This window comes from Brachyspira innocens ATCC 29796 (assembly GCF_000384655.1).
Taxonomy (GTDB): domain Bacteria; phylum Spirochaetota; class Brachyspiria; order Brachyspirales; family Brachyspiraceae; genus Brachyspira; species Brachyspira innocens.
In genome coordinates this window covers 1-15,852 of record NZ_ARQI01000071.1, presented here as the reverse complement: position 1 = coordinate 15,852, position 15,852 = coordinate 1, and the positions used below count along the sequence as shown (strand labels likewise).

General features: G+C 25.9%; 16 protein-coding genes and 1 pseudogene. 6 read left to right on the top strand and 11 right to left on the bottom strand.

The features are described from left to right. The first annotated feature begins 90 nt into the window (after nt 1-90). The 3 genes and pseudogenes from F811_RS0102170 to F811_RS15950 all read left to right on the top strand — a co-directional run bounded on the left by F811_RS0102170 (nt 91) and on the right by F811_RS15950 (nt 3,193). Entirely contained in the window at nt 91-1,509 is a 1,419-nt protein-coding gene (locus tag F811_RS0102170; RefSeq protein WP_020003652.1) for a hypothetical protein, read from the top strand. A 241-nt stretch (nt 1,510-1,750) separates the two neighbouring features. After that, nucleotides 1,751-1,939 carry a hypothetical protein gene (locus F811_RS0102165; RefSeq protein ID WP_020003651.1) on the top strand — a complete coding sequence of 63 codons (189 nt, stop codon included), beginning with the start codon at nt 1,751-1,753 and terminating at the stop codon, nt 1,937-1,939. Continuing rightward, nucleotides 1,920-3,193, top strand: a pseudogene (locus F811_RS15950) (hypothetical protein). The gene F811_RS0102165 and the pseudogene F811_RS15950 overlap by 20 nt, the downstream one beginning before the upstream one ends. Nucleotides 3,194-3,270: 77 nt before the next feature. On the opposite strand, the gene F811_RS0102155 reads toward F811_RS15950, so the two are convergent. Together F811_RS0102155 and F811_RS0102150 are read right to left on the bottom strand one after the other, a co-directional pair. After that, on the bottom strand, nt 3,271-4,587 hold the full coding sequence (locus tag F811_RS0102155) for a toxic anion resistance protein (protein WP_020003650.1): 1,317 nt from the start codon (nt 4,585-4,587) through the stop codon (nt 3,271-3,273). Nucleotides 4,588-4,619: 32 nt separating this feature from the next. Beyond that, complete coding sequence (locus F811_RS0102150; RefSeq protein WP_020003649.1) at nt 4,620-5,156, bottom strand: 5-bromo-4-chloroindolyl phosphate hydrolysis family protein; 537 nt, start codon at nt 5,154-5,156, stop codon at nt 4,620-4,622. Between the two features lie 256 nt (nt 5,157-5,412). On the opposite strand from F811_RS0102150, the gene F811_RS0102145 reads away from it, so the two are divergent. Together F811_RS0102145 and F811_RS0102140 are read left to right on the top strand one after the other, a co-directional pair. Further along, complete coding sequence (locus F811_RS0102145; RefSeq protein WP_020003648.1) at nt 5,413-5,922, top strand: nitroreductase family protein; 510 nt, start codon at nt 5,413-5,415, stop codon at nt 5,920-5,922. Nucleotides 5,923-5,997: 75 nt separating this feature from the next. Beyond that, on the top strand, nt 5,998-6,552 hold the full coding sequence (locus F811_RS0102140) for a DUF2271 domain-containing protein (protein ID WP_020003647.1): 555 nt from the start codon (nt 5,998-6,000) through the stop codon (nt 6,550-6,552). Nucleotides 6,553-6,634: 82 nt separating this feature from the next. On the opposite strand, the gene selD is transcribed toward F811_RS0102140, so the two are convergent. The 6 genes from selD to rplU all read right to left on the bottom strand — a co-directional run bounded on the left by selD (nt 6,635) and on the right by rplU (nt 10,782). Further along, entirely contained in the window at nt 6,635-7,711 is a 1,077-nt protein-coding gene (gene selD, locus F811_RS0102135) for a selenide, water dikinase SelD (protein WP_020003646.1), read from the bottom strand. A 60-nt stretch (nt 7,712-7,771) separates the two neighbouring features. Next, nucleotides 7,772-9,010: a DNA methyltransferase family protein gene (locus F811_RS0102130; RefSeq protein WP_020003645.1), complete on the bottom strand. Its 1,239-nt coding sequence runs from the start codon at nt 9,008-9,010 to the stop codon at nt 7,772-7,774. A gap of 3 nt (nt 9,011-9,013) precedes the next feature. Next, the gene (locus F811_RS0102125; RefSeq protein WP_020003644.1) at nt 9,014-9,760 is read right to left on the bottom strand and encodes a BsaWI family type II restriction enzyme; all 747 of its coding nucleotides are present in this window, start codon (nt 9,758-9,760) and stop codon (nt 9,014-9,016) included. A gap of 110 nt (nt 9,761-9,870) precedes the next feature. After that, nucleotides 9,871-10,125, bottom strand: a complete 255-nt coding sequence (gene rpmA / locus F811_RS0102120) for a 50S ribosomal protein L27 (RefSeq protein ID WP_013113366.1) — start codon at nt 10,123-10,125, stop codon at nt 9,871-9,873. Continuing rightward, a complete protein-coding gene (locus tag F811_RS0102115; RefSeq protein ID WP_020003643.1) occupies nt 10,115-10,471 on the bottom strand; it encodes a ribosomal-processing cysteine protease Prp in 357 nt (118 codons plus the stop codon). Before F811_RS0102115 ends, rpmA begins: the two co-directional genes overlap by 11 nt. Then, a complete protein-coding gene (gene rplU / locus F811_RS0102110; RefSeq protein ID WP_013113364.1) occupies nt 10,471-10,782 on the bottom strand; it encodes a 50S ribosomal protein L21 in 312 nt (103 codons plus the stop codon). Before rplU ends, F811_RS0102115 begins: the two co-directional genes overlap by 1 nt. 187 nt (nt 10,783-10,969) lie before the next feature. Between rplU and F811_RS0102105 the strand changes: the two genes are divergently transcribed. Beyond that, complete coding sequence (locus F811_RS0102105) at nt 10,970-12,415, top strand: tetratricopeptide repeat protein (RefSeq protein WP_020003642.1); 1,446 nt, start codon at nt 10,970-10,972, stop codon at nt 12,413-12,415. On the opposite strand, the gene F811_RS0102100 is transcribed toward F811_RS0102105, so the two are convergent. From F811_RS0102100 to miaB, 3 genes are all read right to left on the bottom strand, one after another. Continuing rightward, nucleotides 12,409-13,416, bottom strand: a complete 1,008-nt coding sequence (locus F811_RS0102100) for a FecR family protein (protein WP_020003641.1) — start codon at nt 13,414-13,416, stop codon at nt 12,409-12,411. The two genes, F811_RS0102105 and F811_RS0102100, sit on opposite strands and share 7 nt — an antisense overlap. 106 nt (nt 13,417-13,522) lie before the next feature. Then, the gene (locus F811_RS0102095; RefSeq protein WP_020003640.1) at nt 13,523-14,131 is read right to left on the bottom strand and encodes a 4'-phosphopantetheinyl transferase family protein; all 609 of its coding nucleotides are present in this window, start codon (nt 14,129-14,131) and stop codon (nt 13,523-13,525) included. Nucleotides 14,132-14,161: 30 nt separating this feature from the next. Continuing rightward, on the bottom strand, nt 14,162-15,469 hold the full coding sequence (gene miaB, locus F811_RS0102090) for a tRNA (N6-isopentenyl adenosine(37)-C2)-methylthiotransferase MiaB (protein ID WP_020003639.1): 1,308 nt from the start codon (nt 15,467-15,469) through the stop codon (nt 14,162-14,164). Between the last annotated feature and the right edge of the window lie 383 nt (nt 15,470-15,852).

The following is a 15,852-nucleotide window of genomic DNA, read 5'->3' as shown; positions in this document are numbered from 1 at the left end:
AGCAACTAACAAGTGAGCCGAAGCAGCTGACAACTTTAGTTGGCAGCTTATACTAAGCTGAGGCGAACATAGCAACAATAGGAGTTATTTATGATATCATTTGGAATATTGGAACCATTAAGACTTTTTCTTATTAGTGACTATTTTTGGCCTATTTTGTTTGGGGCAATTGCCATTTTTCTATCCGTATTTTTTCTAATTGAGAAGAAAGCAAAAGAATGGTATGCTAAAAATAAAATATTGGTATATGAAAAAAGTTTTTTTATGCTGAAAGATAAAGTAAATAATATATATATTAATTGCTATAAATATAAAGATAATAATTATGATGAATGGTACAGAAAATACTGTGGTAAAATTAAGTATGTACTTAAATCAAAATTTGACAATTTCGCACGTGAATATTTTGCTTCTTTTACAGGTCAAATGTTTATAAATAGCGAAAATAAATTAATGATTCGTGAAACTAATGAATTAAATAATAATCAAATTAATGTTTACCGTGATTATGATATGTCTTATTTTGAAAGACTAGAAGAAAAACAATTTAAATACGATGATCCTTATAAAAATTCATGGAAAGAAGTACGTAAATTTGGCGGTTGGAGTTCAAAAGAAAACAATAGAGAAATTTTATTAAAGATAAAATTCAAAAGAGAATTCGATTATGAAAGAACATCAGAAATTGAATATACTATGGATATTGAAGGCGGAAAAGTAGAAGGAGTTTTTGAAGTTATTAGAAAGCCTGAAATGGAAATAAGAGAGTTTTATATTCCAGTAGAACAGACTACTTTTACTGATGATAAATATTCAGCTTATCTTGGTATGGATGAAGTAAGAAAAATGCTCACTAATTATTTATTTAATTTCAATTATCCTTTTATTAGAGGCAAAGAAAGAATAAATATGGCTATCAGCGGATATTACAATTTTGATGAAAGATTCAAAGAAGAAAAAGGAAGAGAGCTTGAAGAAGAATTAAAAAATAAAGAACTTATTATAGAAAAATTCCATCATTATGACCAAAACAAAGCCTATTATGCTGATAAAATTGGTATTATATATTATAAGAAACTTAAAGACTTTAGATGCTTTGATATATTATACTATGATGATGAATTAATATGCATATACAAAAGAAGTGTAAAAGCAGATGAGAGAAGCTATGAAGCTATAGTAAAAAATCATTCTTTTATATTTGAATTGAACGGAGAAAAAAGTGTAAGTTCCTATTTAAAAGATTTGGTTATTGATAGTAAAGAGTTATTATCTAATTATGTAGTTAGCGACTATTTTTATGACAATACAGATAATTTAATATTTCTTTTAACAGATACAGGTATTATAGTAATGCCTGAATATACAAATCTAATTCTTAATGATGAAGATTATAATTTGGAAAATACAAATGAAAAAATTGCAAGTAGAATATTTATTTCTTCTAATGATTTAAAAAATTATTTAAATAGAAGTCATTCTTTATTTAGTTTTTTTGATAGGCAATAATTGTTTTTATAATTAATTTTTATATAATGCTGAGGGTATAATTTAAAATATAAAAGTTGAATATAGAATTAAACAAGAGCAAATAGGTTATTATATGCCAAGTTAGTAGCGGGAGAACATAAGGATTAATAAGCTAAGCCAAAGTCAGCTAGTAAGTTTACTCACTAGCAACAATAAAATGCAAACATAATGAAATATTAGAAATCTAAATATAAAAATTGTGAGCATCTAGCAAATTTATTTGCTAGATACAATTAGCGAACAATTTTTATTAGCAATAATAAAAGGCGAGCATAACAATAATAAAAGCGAGCAGAGCCGCCTCTATACTTCGCAAAATGCGGACAAAGTCAGTATAGAGGTGCTTTCAGGCGATGCTAGTATAACAATAATAGGAGAACGTGAAAACAATGAAAAATTTAATAACTAAATTTATGGATAAAGATATAATAATTTTGTTAGCAGTAGTGATTTTAGTAGCTGCTGTTATAATAATTATTAATATACCTAAAAATAAGGCTAAAAAAACCCTGTAAGATTTTACAAAAATAATTTTTTCATGCTTAAAGATAAAATTAACAATATATATGTTTATGTTTATGAGAAAAATGATAATTATAATGATTTATACTTACCTAGAGATAATGTGTTTCCATATTTAGGAAGGGTATATATAAATAATGATAATGGATTTATTATAAATGATGTTTACTTTTCATCTGAAAGAATAGGAGTTAAAAATTATTATGATAAAGATAATCCAATTTTAATTAATAAACACTCATCAGATGGTAATAGATCTTATGGATATGAGCCTGAAACTTTTGCTGAAATAAAATTCAAGACAAAATTAGATAATACATCAAAATCACAAATTGAATATATTATTGAATTTAAGCCTTATGACAGTATTGTTGACTATGTTGGTGATAATATTAAAAAAACTTTAAGAGATCCTGTAAGAATAGAAGGAACTTTTGAAATTATAAGAGAAGATGAAGCAGAAATAATAAGACTGCATAATGCAGACATATTTGGTTTGTATAATGATAAAAGTATTTTATTCAGTTCTGAGAGAATATTCTCAGGTAATGTATTTAATTTTGATTATCTTTTTATAAATGGAAAAGAAAAAATAAATTCTTCTATTAATGGAGTTAGAGAGTTTTCAGATGAGTTTTTAAAAGATAAAATAAATGAAAATAAGGATATAGTAGAATCGTATGTAAAAGAATCTAAACAAAGACATTGGAAATCATTAATAGACGAGAGTATATTAAATTATATTGATAATTATGCTGATTATTATGATGAACTTAAAGAGTTTAAAAGTTTTAATATATTATACTATGATGATAAAACAATATCTTTATATAAAAGAGTTTCAAAGCTAGAAGATTTGAAGCTTGCCGAAATAGATAATATGTTTATGACATTTGAGTTGGAAAGTCAGAAATTAATTAGCCCTTATCTTAAAGACTTGGTAAATGATACTGAAGCATTATTAAAAAAATATAATGCCCCTAGTGATTTTTATTCTAATATAGATAATTTAATTTTCGGTATAACTGATTCATTTATTGTAATAATGAAAGAAAAAGGCTACGGAAAAATATTTATCGATTATAAAAATATAAAAGATTATATAAAGAAAGATCATTATTTGGCTTATTTGTTTAATTAATTTTTAGTATTTTATAAAAAAATGCTCATCTATATTTTTTATATACAGATGAGCATTTTTTATTTATCAAATTTATATTAATTTTTTGATATATTTAATATTTTTGCTTTAAGTTCATTTTCTATATTTCTTAATTCTACCTCAGCAGCTCTTCTTTTTTCTCTGCCTTCTGTTTGTATTTTCATTACCTCGTCTAAAGTAGATATAAGCTGTTCATTTGTATATTTTAATGTTTCAATATCAACTATTCCTCTTTCTGATTCTTTTGCTGTTTCTACAGTAGAAGTTTTTAGCATTTCAGCATTTTTTCTTAATAGTTCATTTGTAGTGTCAGTAACAGCTCTCTGTGCTTTTGCTGCCTCATTAGAATGATGAAGCCCTATAGCTAAAACCATCTGATTTTTCCAAAGAGGTATAGTATTTGATATAGTAGACTGTATTTTTTCTGTCATTATAACATTATTATTCTGTACCAAACGTATTTGAGGTATAGTCTGTACGGATATTGCTCTAGTAAGTTCTAGGTCATGTATTCTTTTTTCAAATCTGTTTGCCAAATCCTTAATATCTCTAGCCATTTGAACATCTTGAGGTGAATTGCTTGCTGTAGCTTTGGCTTCTAATGCAGGTATTTCATTAGCTGTTAATTGATTGAGTTTTTGTTTTCCTGCTTCTATATATATTTCTAATTCTTTTAAGTATTCCAAATTATAATTATACATCTGATCCAAAATGCTAATATCTTTAAGTAAGTTTCTTTGATGTGCTTCCAATGTTTTTACTATATTGTCAATATTAGTTTCAACATTTGTATATTTGGTTTTTAATTTAGCTAAATTATTTCCAGCTTTTTTGAAAAATCCGAATAGTCCTTTTCCTTTAGTTTCACTTTCTATATCAAAACCTTTAAGTTCTGTTATAACGTCAGTAATAGCGTCTCCAACTTCGCCTAAATCCTTATTCATAACATTGCTTAATGTATTTTCAGAAAACTGAATCATTTTGTTTTGAGCAGCTGAACCATATGACATTATTGATACAGAATCTTTTAAATTTATGCTGTTTGATAATTCGTTTATCTTTTGCAAGTCTTCACTAGAAAACTGATTATTCATATGATTCAATACTTCTGCTGCAGCATTCTGAGGCTGATAATTCATAATAGGCTGATTATTATTTTGAAAGTTCTGCATATTATTAGGCATTGTATTTTGCATATTATTAACTGTCATGTTTTGCTGATTATACGCATTTGGCATGTTATTAGGCATTGCGTTCTGCTGATTATATGCGTTTTGCATGTTATTAGGCATTGTGTTCTGTTGATTCATGCCATTTTGATTATTCAATTGATTTTCTTCTGTATTGTTTAGTTGATTATTATTATTTTCCATAAAATTTCTCCGTATTCTTATATTATTTTTTATTATAAACCATCTTTTTCAAGCATAGTTTTTAATACATCTATATCGCTGTTTATGTCCATAAGTTTATTCTGATTCATTTCTACAAGCATACTTTTTAATGCTTCATTTAATTTTATTATAACATTTTCTATTTCCTGTGCTGTTTTTTCCATATTAGCATTTTTTACAGGAAAATTGCAGAAATCTATATATGAATTAAGCATTTTTACAGCAGTAGGAAGATGATATTCATTAATTTTTTCAAGTTTTTTCTCGCCCTCTTTATTTGCCTTACTGTAATTTACCATTTCTTCTAATATTGATATCATTTCTTTTAAAGCTGGAGTAAGTTCTGCATCATCTATTTTGCTTGATAAATCTGTAATTTTTTCTATATTTCTTTGGGTTTCTAAAATTATTAAACTATCTTTATTAGAATAATTTTCATTTTTATAATTATTCATACTATAGTTATTTTTATCATCTTCTCTTGGGAAATTTCTTTGAACATTCTGCCTTAATTTTTGAAAAATAATATCATCTTCATCTCTTGCCATATGTATCCTCTAAATAAACTAAATATGAATAAACTTCAAAATAAATACATTTCAGCAATAAAATATATTTTTATTACTATAATAAGTATATTATAAATAATCAATATTTGCAATAGATTAATCATTTATATAACAATCATATATTCAATTTTTGTATACATAATTTTAACCTGCTGTATGTTTTTTAACATGTGATTTACAATTTTTTGTTATTAATGTTATAATACTATAACAATTAATTTTAGGAGGATAAAAAATGAGCGAAGATATTCTTTTTACTAGAAGAAGCATAAGAAAATACATCAAAGGAAAACAAGTTGAAGATGAAAAGGTAGAATATATGCTTAAAGCGGCTATGTATGCTCCTTCAGCTAATAACAGGAGGAATTGGGAGTTTATCGTTATAAAAAACAGAGAAACACTTGATAAAATAATGGATTTTCACCCATATGCTAAAATGCTTGAAACTGCTCCTATGGCTATTATTGTATGCGGAGATTTATCTGATGAGTCTGGTAAACTTTATTGGCAGCAGAACTGTTCGGCCGCTTTGGAAAATATGATGCTTGCTGCGAAGGCTAAAGATTTGGGTACTGTATGGATTGGGCTTGCTCCGCGTGAAGAGAGAATGAATGAGGTTATAAAATTATTTAATTTACCAGAACATATTAAACCTTTGGGAATGGTTGTAGTAGGGTATGCTGACGGAGAGCCTCAAATGCCTGAGAGATTTGAACCTAATAAAATACACTATGAAAAATATTAATATATTTAATAATTAATATTATATAAAAGAAGCTGTGATAAAAAATAAATTTTATAAATAAAGGAGTTATATCTTATGAAAAAGCTCATAATTATAATATTTATGATTTTTATATCTTTTTATGCAAATGAAAATTATGCTCAAAGTTCTTCTAAAAAAGTTAATATTAGTTTTGACTATACCAAAAGAGCTGGATATTCAAGTAATCAAATAGCTGTTTGGGCAGAAGATGATAAGGGTAATTATATAACTACTATATATATCACAGATTTCACTGGAAGAAGAGAAGGCTGGAAAAGAAGACCTCAGTCTTTGAATAATTGGCAGGTTAAAGCTGATGCTGTTAATTTAGATAAAAAAATAGTTGATGCAGTATCAAAATCTACACCTAAAACTGGTAAAGTTAATATAGTTTGGGACTGTAAAGATTCAAAGGGTAGGGCGGTTAAAAATGGAACATACAAAATAGTTGTAGAAGCTACAATATATCAGGATAATAATGTGCTTTATACTTCTTATATCAATATAGGAAATACTGCTGAGACCAAAAAGTCAGAGGCTAAATATTCTAAAGAAGAGGCAAGAGCAATTGATATAATAAAAAATGTTACTGTAAGTTTTGTTCCTTAAATAATTTAATAAAATTAATAAGCCTGCATTGTATTTTTTATACTTTGCAGGCTTTTTAATAAAAATTTATTTATTAAATAATTTATTTTACTAAATGTATATATTCTTTTTCTTTTTTATGAACTTTACCTATTATAGAAGCACAGTCAATTCCTTCTCTCCATAAATCAGCAAGAATGTTTTCGGCATTATCTTTATCGGCACATATAAATAAACCTCCTGCTGTTTGAGGGTCAAAAGATAGCATTTTTAAATTATAATCAACATTATCATCTACTAATATATTTTCCCCTACATAACGCATATTAGTAAAAGCAGCACCAGGTATGCAGCCCATATCAAGTACTTCATAGCTTTTATTAAACATAGGCAAAGCAGATGACTGTATTTCTATTGTAACATCGCTTGCTTTAGCCATTTTATAAGAATGCCCTATAAGTCCGAAGCCTGTAATATCAGTAGCACATTTAACATTATATTTATTCATAACAGCACATGCTTTTTTGTTTAATGTTTTCATAGAGTTAAAAACATCTTCTATATCTTCTTCTTTTATAAGTCCCTGTCTCATAGCAGCAAGACAAGCACCTGTACCAAGCTGTTTTGTAAGTATAATTATATCGCCATCTTTAGCAGCGGCATTTGTTGTAATTTTATTAGGATTAGCAAAACCTACAACAGCCATTCCATATTTTACATTTGTGTCTGTTATAGTATGTCCTCCTACAACCAATACTCCAGCTTCTGTAGCCTTATCCTGCCCACCTTTTAATATACTTGCTAATATATTTAATGAATCATCTTTAGGAAACATTGTGATATTTAATGCTAGTTTCGGTTCTCCTCCCATAGCGTATATATCACTTATGGCATTGCATGCGGCAATCTGACCAAATCCGTAAGGGTCTGCTATAACAGGCGGAAAATAGTCCACTGTAAATATTATAGCATTATCATCAGATATTTTATATACTCCAGCATCATCTCCTATATCTACATCAGAAAGAAGGTTAGAGTCAACCTTAGTCTGCATTATTGGGGCTAGAGTTTTTTCAAGCAGGTCTGGAGGGATTTTAGCTGAACAGCCCCCTTCCAAGGCACATGATAAAAGCTGAATTTGTTCTTTACTTTCTTCCGTATTATTTGTAATATTTGACATAATAAACACCTATAAAAAAATATTATTTAAAATTATACTAAAATGATAGAAAATGTCAAACTAACTTTTTCTAAGTACAACTATAAATTCTTCTGTCATAGTATTTGATAATGATCCTTTTTTATTTGTAGGAGAATTTTTAAGTGGCATTCTTTTATTGCTTATTATCCTTTTATAAGTAAATAAATGTTTTAAATTTTCTCTTTCAAAACTTTCAGCTATAAATTTGTCAGTATTTAAATATTCATTTTTTACAATTCTATTTCCAACAATATATATGGCATACCCTCCATCAAGTATGCTGTTTGAAACAATTTTAATTGAATCTCTTAAATCAATATAAAATGATGATACTTCTAAAGCTCTTTTTTTATCTATCTTATTAATATTATAAATTTGTTCTGATATTATAGAATCATTTAGTAATTGTTTTTTATTTTTTCCTCCCATTAGCATATTATCTATTTTTCTAGCATCATTATTACCAAGCCATAAATTAGCAAAGAAAGAGAATTGTCCATATGCAACAGTAGTTTTACTATCTCCATAAGGAGGACTAGTTAATACAACATTAAATTTTTTTTCTTTATTTGAAAATGCTTCATTATAAAATGCAGCATTGATTTTGTCATTAAAATATTTATAATAATAATTTTTATAAAATTCTATATTATTCATTAATCTAGTTAAAAAATAAGAATTAACATCTTCATTAAAAGATATTATATCTTCATTTTTTATTCTATATAATTTAAATTCATTATTTCTTGTATAAGAAAATGTTCTAACTGTTTCTAAAAATGTAAGCAATATAAAATCTTTAATATTATCATTATTTTTAATATCTGAAATTATACACTTTAGCAATGCAAGTTTTATTTTTACATTTTCTGAGTACCAATATTCCATATTTTTAAAAGTTGGAATGTAGTCATATAATTTATCTTTTACACTATCAAAATAATTTTTGCTATTAATTTTATTTTTTATAAGATTATATTCTTTAATGAGCATATTTATATCTATTTTAGTAAATTTTACTTTGCATATTAGTATCGCCAATGGGTTATAGTCATATCCTTCAAAATTGTATATATTAGATTCTAATGCTGATATAAAAGAGGAACCACTGCCACAATACGGATCTAATAATTTACCATTTTTTATGTTTAACTCATTTAATATTTCTATACCTATTTGAGGAAGCATAGCAGCTGGATATTTATGTAAATTGGGAAATGATTTAGAATATGTAATTTCTTTAAAGTCATATTTTTGATTGTAAAAAGAATTATACATATATTAAAAATCCTTATTTAGAAAATCGACTATACTTGAAAGAGGAGATATAAAACTATAATTATCTAATTGTTTTGCTATAAAAGCTTTATCAAAAAATTTAAACATTCCTCTTTGCTGCGGATTATTTATTTCATTATAAAAATTTACTGTTACAAATCCAACATATGGTTTTACTTTGGGATTGTATTCTAATTCATACTTATCTTTAATCTTATTACTATCATCTATTGCTATTTCCATTAACAATTTCCACTTATAAGTTTGACCTGCTCTTTCCCTTAATGAAGTCTTTAAAGATAGTATTAAGCATGATTGTAAATTATTAGTTTTATCCAATTTATATATTACAATATCACAATCTGGTTTTTGAGTTTCTTCACCAACTTTTATTGTATATAAATCATTTAGGAAATCTAATTTATTTTTTTTAGATGTTATAAAAATATCATCTCTTATTAAGTTATTTTCTTTACATTTAAGAAATGTATATATTAATATAGATTGAAATGCATTACCTGCTATTGATTTTCTTGCTTGACTTTTGTCTTTTATTTCATTATTTTTAATACGATTTTCTATTAATATTTCAACATCTTTTTTAGAATCTACTATAACATTATATAAGTAGTTGAAAGCTAATATCCAATTATTATTTATTGCATAATTACTCAGTCTTTTAATTAAAGGAATCATATAATATTTAGATTCTATTTCTTGTATTTCTTTTAATTCTTCTTTATTAATCATTTTTTATATAGTTCTTAATTTTTATATTTTACTGAATCAATATATTAAAAAAATATCCCAGTTAAAATTAACTGAGATATAAAATTTTATCAAATAAAAAATTATTTTAATTATTCAGCAACAACTGAAATAGTTTTCTTTCCAAATTTGTTAGTATGGAACTTAACATAGCCAGAAGCAGTAGCGAATATAGTATGATCTCTGCCTATATCAACATTGTTTCCTGCATGGAACTGAGTACCGCGTTGTCTAACTATAATGTTGCCTGATATAACTTTTTGACCGCCGTAAACTTTAACACCTAAGCGTTTAGATTGGCTGTCGCGTCCATTTTTGGAACTTCCACCACCTTTTTTATGTGCCATTTTTATACTCCTCTTTATATTTTATAAAATCAGGATACTCTTTAATTAAAGATTTTATACCTATCAAATATCCATTACTAACTAATTCATATTCTTTTTTTTTATCAGTGTCAAGTTTATCAATATTGATTAACTCTAAACTTAAAAGCCCATCATCTGTTTTGTATTCTAGGAATTTTTTTCCTATAGTTGATAAAAGGGCTTTATACATAGCCTGAGTAAGTACGCTTAAAGCTATACAAACCTCATAACCTTCGCCGGATTTTTTTATACCAGCATGACCTTCAACTGTTATACATTTCATAATAGAATTACTATTATAAACTATATGAACAAGAGAAGCCATTAAAGAGATATATCTTCAATAGTGATTTTATGGTATTTATGTCTATGACCTGTTTTTCTTCTGTAGTCTTTTCTTCTTTTATGTTTTCCTATAACTACTTTATCGCCTTTCATCATTTCTATTATTTTAGAACTTACTTTTACGCCTTCAACATAAGGGGTACCTACTAAAACACTTTCATCATCTTTTTTAAGAAGGAGTGTTTTAATTTCTGGAGCGTCTTTAGCTTCATCGCCTAGATATTCTACTAAGATATCCTGACCTTTTTCTACCTTATATTGTTTGCCTTTTACTTCTACAATTGCATACATTATAGCTTATCTCCAATTTATATATATTTTTATTTTGTACAGTACTATGAGTAACATATAATACTACAATAATATAATTTTGTCAAGCATAAAAACAAAAAACTTATACTAACTTACAAATAAATTAATATATTATAAATAGATTTTTTTGTAAAAGTATTGTAATATATTTACAGGGCAATTAGGAATGGATAAAGAATTATTAGAAAAAATAGAAAATTTACATAATAATGATGAACATCATAGAATAATAGAGCTTGTATATTCTATAGATGAATCAGAGAGAGATTATGATGTTATATCATTACTTGCAAGGGCTTTGAATAATACTCAAAATTATGATGAAGCATTGGATCATCTTATGTATATTAGAGAGGACGGAATAGATGATCCTTTATGGCATTTCAGAGTAGGATATTCTTATTTTTATAAAAATGAAAAAGATACAGCAAAACAATATCTTTATAAAACTATAGAACTTATGGACGGACATAAGAATATAGAAATATTAGAATCTTCTAAAAGGTTATATACTTTATGTTTTGAAGATGATGATAACGGCATAAATTTTTTAAAAAGGACAGAGTTGTTTTGGAAATGGTTTGAAGAAAATGAAGAATATATTTCAAGTATGCTTCAAAATAATCATGATGATTTGATTAATTTTGTTTCAAGTGGTGTTAAAATTATATCTGATAATATATCATTTAATATTACTAAAAATTATAAGTTTATATTTACTGTAGATGGGAAAAATTATCTTTTCTATCTCATACCTAAAATAATATCTTCTATGCCTTATAAATTAAGAGAAAAATGGACTTTTTTGCCTTATCTTCCTAGTTCTGAGGGTATTAATTTTTCTATAGAGGTTCAGAATAAAAAAATATATATGCAGGAAGTTTTTATCAAAATAGAGTTTGACGCAGAAAATGATAAATTTGATTTGATATTTTATAACAGCGAATTAAATAATTTGGATAGAGAAGAGGCGTACAATATATTTTTTATTATGATGGAAAATTCTATAGGTGAGGGATTATCTAGGATATATATAAGATATGTTGATATAAGCAACACTAAATTATATAATATGATTACTCTTACAGAACTTGAAGAGTATATGAAAAAGATATTACAGTTTTACAGAAAAGAATTAATAACAGAGCCTATAAAACAGTATTTCTCATACACTTTTGAGCCTAAAAATACTGATATGCCTAGATATGATATAATAGCTGGAATTACTTCATATTATGAAACCATTAATGATTATTATAGTGAAAATGTTCATGATATAGTAGAGATATCAAAATGCGGTGCTAGGGCTTTATTTCTGAGTTACACTTATGATGATGAAAATGATAATGATGATATAAGAAGAGAAATACTTAATGAAAGATATGAGATACAGAATAGATTAGAGAAGGAGGTTTTGGGTCATAGCGGAAATGAAATAGGTATTGTAGTTGGAAGAGCTATTGGAATATATAATATTTATATAGATTTGATAGTTTATGATGAAGATGAGTTTATAAAGAGAGCTAAGATTCTTTTAGCTGAATATGATAGAAATTTTTATATATCTAAACTTAGAAAATACTCTGAAATAAAAAATATATTTGATTATTGATTATTATCATATGCTGAAGCATTCATTCTTTCATCAAATTTTCTTTTTATTCTGTCAAATTTTTCTCTTGTTCTATAAACAGTATTATTCATTTTTGTTATAGCCCTCTGATTGGCCATATATATGCTTAATGATTTCCTTGCATATGATATCATTTCATTTTTTTTGTCAGAGTTTAAATTAATTAGTTTGATTATGGTATTGTAATATCCTTCATTTGCTGCTGTCATTCTTTGCTGTTTTAATTCAAGATCTTTGATTTTTTTCTCATTTTCTTCCATCTCCATACTTGTAAATGAAATAAAATTATCCTCATTATTATTTGGTATATTTTCCATAGCTTTCATTAAATTTTCTATTGTATATAAAAAATCTTCCCTTGAATCCTCTTCGCCCCTATTTAAAAATACTATAGGATCGCTGTCAGAGTTTTGATTAACTACTTTATAATTATTATCTATTGTATTAATATATGCTTCTTTAGGATTTAATACAGTTTCATCATTATCTGTAACAACATCAACATTTCCGTCCTTAAGAATAACAATACTTGAGCCGTTTTCAGCAAATGCTACCTCAAATTCTGTTCCTTTCACTATAGAAGAAGTATTTGCTGTATGTATTTCAATAGAAGTGCCAATATTTTTTATTATACTTACACTTATATAACCTTCTAATAATGATAGTGAAATCGTATTATCATCTTTTGAAATTGGAGGATTGACAAGTATTATAGTATTTTGAGGAACTATAATTTCACCTATTTTATCGCCTCTTCTGCTTAAAGTAAGTTCTACCTGAGTATTAGAAATAGTTCTTAATCTATATTCATTATGTACTTCGCTTCCTCTGAAAGCTCTTAATGATTTATTTATATCCGTTTTTTCTATAAAAGCTATTCCAGATATTCCAGTGATTTTAAAAGAAATATCCTGAGATAATAAAATATTGCTGAATGATAAAGCAAATAATATTACTATTAAAAATATTCTATTTATCATAAATACTCCTTAGTAAAATTATTAAAAAAGTAAAAAACCTAACAAATCCCACTAAGTATAATATAAGTTTATATTTTTGAATTAAAAAAGTCAATACTGATAAAATTTATATTTTTATATCAATATTAGGCAAAGTAGGGTAGGCAAATAGCATATTTAAATTAAAGTCCTGAAGGCTTAGATTAACTTCATTTTTAGTGTTAAGGCATATGCTTATTATATATGAGTCGTCAAGTATGAAAGAAGCAAAAAATATATCATCGGCATTTTTTATCACTCTTTCAATTAAATCAACCTCTGGTGCATTTTTTATATCAAATATAGTTTTCCCAAGCATTTTTATATACGCTTCTTTTATTGTCCATATAGTAAAAAAATCTATTTCCAATTTGTGAGTAGACTCAAGATATTTGATTTCGCTTTCATAAAAATATTCTTTTGCTATATAAAAAAAATCTCTTTTTTTTATTTTTTCTGCATCTATACCTACATTATAATCTTCACTCATAACAGCAGCAAATAAATCTGAAGTATGTGTACCATTAAAATATATATTTTCATTTTTAAAATAAGGCTTTTTATTTTCCTCTCTTTCTATAGTAAGGTTATTTTTATTATAATGAGTATTAGCCATAGAAAGTATAATATTTTCTAATGTTTTTCTTGAATTTTCTCTATTGTTATTTTCATTAAAGCTGTATTCTAAGTAAGTCATGAAATTAACCTTATATTATATATATTATAATTAAATAAATTTTCCTATTAGTGTATGGCTTTTTATTTCGGTAACTTCCGCATCAAAAATATCACCCATATTAAGTTCTTTTTCTTTTTTTATGAGTATTATCCTGTTTTCTTTGCTTCTGCATAAATAATGCATATTATCTTTTGCTGTATCATCTATCATAACAGAAGTTTTTTTGCCAACTTGTTTTGATAATAATTTCTGAGCTAATTCTCTTTGATAATTTACTAACTTTGTGAGTCTTCTTGCCCCTGCCGCTTTATCATATTCTACTTTCTTTTTGTATGCTATAGAGCCTTCTCTTTCAGAATATTTATATAAATATGCCTCTTCAAAGCCAATGCTTTCAAGCAAATTTAATGTTTCATTATATTCATCTTCTGTTTCATCAGCATATCCTACTATTACATCGGTAGAAATAGGAAAATCATCACTATAATCTCTCAAATATGATACTTTTTTTATATATTCTTCTTTTGTGTATTTTCTGTTCATAAGTTTTAATATTCTGTCTGAGCCGCTTTGAAAAGGTAAATGTATATGCTTGCATAAACTGTTTAGATTCCATATAGCATCAGCTAAATCCTTATCAAAATCTTTCGGGTGAGAAGTTAAGAATCTTATCCACACTTTATCTTTACTTTTTTCATCAATAACTTTATCAATTTTGTATAATAACTCTGTAAAATTAATCTCATTGTCAATATCAAGCCCATAAGAATTTACATTTTGACCTAAAAGGGTTATCTCTTTAGCTCCGTCATCTATTAATCTTTTTAATTCTTCTATTATATTGTCTGATTTTCTGCTTACCATTTTACCGCGTGTATGAGGTACTATACAGTATGTGCACCAATTATTACAGCCATGAGATATAGGTATAAATGCTTTATGTGGTTTATCTTCATCTACATACGACTTATTAAATATATAGTTATCATTAAACTTCCTTACAAAAACCTCTTCGTCTTTAAGATAATCTATTATATTTACTTCATTATATACATCGAATATTTTATTGACACCGAGACTTTCTAATTTTTCTTTGGAAGTTTGAGCCATACAGCCCATAATAATTATTTTTGTGTCTTTTTTATTCTTTTTTCTATTTGCATTAAATAGTTTTACTCTTGAAAATACTCTCTCTTCAGCATGTGCTCTTACACTGCATGTATTTATTATTATATTATCAGCATTTTCATGATTTTCTGTCTGTATAAAACCTTCCTGCATAAGTGAATTAATTAAACTGTTTGAATCTGCCTTATTCATTTGGCATCCGTAATTTTCTAAATAAAAGTTTTTCATATTCCAATCTTTATTTTTTATAATTTATGTTTTATTATTTTTTATTATACTGTTTATTTATACTATAAATAATATAGTTTTATTATAATCTATATTAAAATCTTATAATACTACAGCATGTAAAAAATAAATGTTTTTTATTAGAGGTGATTATATACAAAATTAATATAATATCAATAGGGTTTATTTTATTATATTTTATATAACTTGTGAAATTATGTAAAAATAGTATGTGGGTTTATAAATATTATTGACAAATATGTTTATAGAATATAAAATATGCTAACTATATTTTTGGTATATTTATGAACAACACAACACAACACAACACAACACAACACAACACAACACAACACAACACAACACAACACAACACAACACAA

Bases quoted from the DNA above. Each gene is read 5' to 3' on its own strand.
- rplU (WP_013113364.1), bottom strand. From the start codon at position 10,782: ATGTATGCAATTGTAGAAGTAAAAGGCAAACAATATAAGGTAGAAAAA.
- F811_RS0102145 (WP_020003648.1), top strand. From the start codon at position 5,413: ATGAGCGAAGATATTCTTTTTACTAGAAGAAGCATAAGAAAATACATC.
- F811_RS0102105 (WP_020003642.1), top strand. From the start codon at position 10,970: ATGGATAAAGAATTATTAGAAAAAATAGAAAATTTACATAATAATGAT.
- F811_RS0102155 (WP_020003650.1), bottom strand. From the start codon at position 4,587: ATGGAAAATAATAATAATCAACTAAACAATACAGAAGAAAATCAATTG.
- F811_RS0102125 (WP_020003644.1), bottom strand. From the start codon at position 9,760: ATGATTAATAAAGAAGAATTAAAAGAAATACAAGAAATAGAATCTAAA.
- F811_RS0102100 (WP_020003641.1), bottom strand. From the start codon at position 13,416: ATGATAAATAGAATATTTTTAATAGTAATATTATTTGCTTTATCATTC.
- F811_RS0102115 (WP_020003643.1), bottom strand. From the start codon at position 10,471: ATGGCTTCTCTTGTTCATATAGTTTATAATAGTAATTCTATTATGAAA.
- F811_RS0102150 (WP_020003649.1), bottom strand. From the start codon at position 5,156: ATGGCAAGAGATGAAGATGATATTATTTTTCAAAAATTAAGGCAGAAT.
- miaB (WP_020003639.1), bottom strand. From the start codon at position 15,469: ATGAAAAACTTTTATTTAGAAAATTACGGATGCCAAATGAATAAGGCA.
- F811_RS0102095 (WP_020003640.1), bottom strand. From the start codon at position 14,131: ATGACTTACTTAGAATACAGCTTTAATGAAAATAACAATAGAGAAAAT.
- F811_RS0102140 (WP_020003647.1), top strand. From the start codon at position 5,998: ATGAAAAAGCTCATAATTATAATATTTATGATTTTTATATCTTTTTAT.
- F811_RS0102170 (WP_020003652.1), top strand. From the start codon at position 91: ATGATATCATTTGGAATATTGGAACCATTAAGACTTTTTCTTATTAGT.
- selD (WP_020003646.1), bottom strand. From the start codon at position 7,711: ATGTCAAATATTACAAATAATACGGAAGAAAGTAAAGAACAAATTCAG.
- F811_RS0102130 (WP_020003645.1), bottom strand. From the start codon at position 9,010: ATGTATAATTCTTTTTACAATCAAAAATATGACTTTAAAGAAATTACA.
- rpmA (WP_013113366.1), bottom strand. From the start codon at position 10,125: ATGGCACATAAAAAAGGTGGTGGAAGTTCCAAAAATGGACGCGACAGC.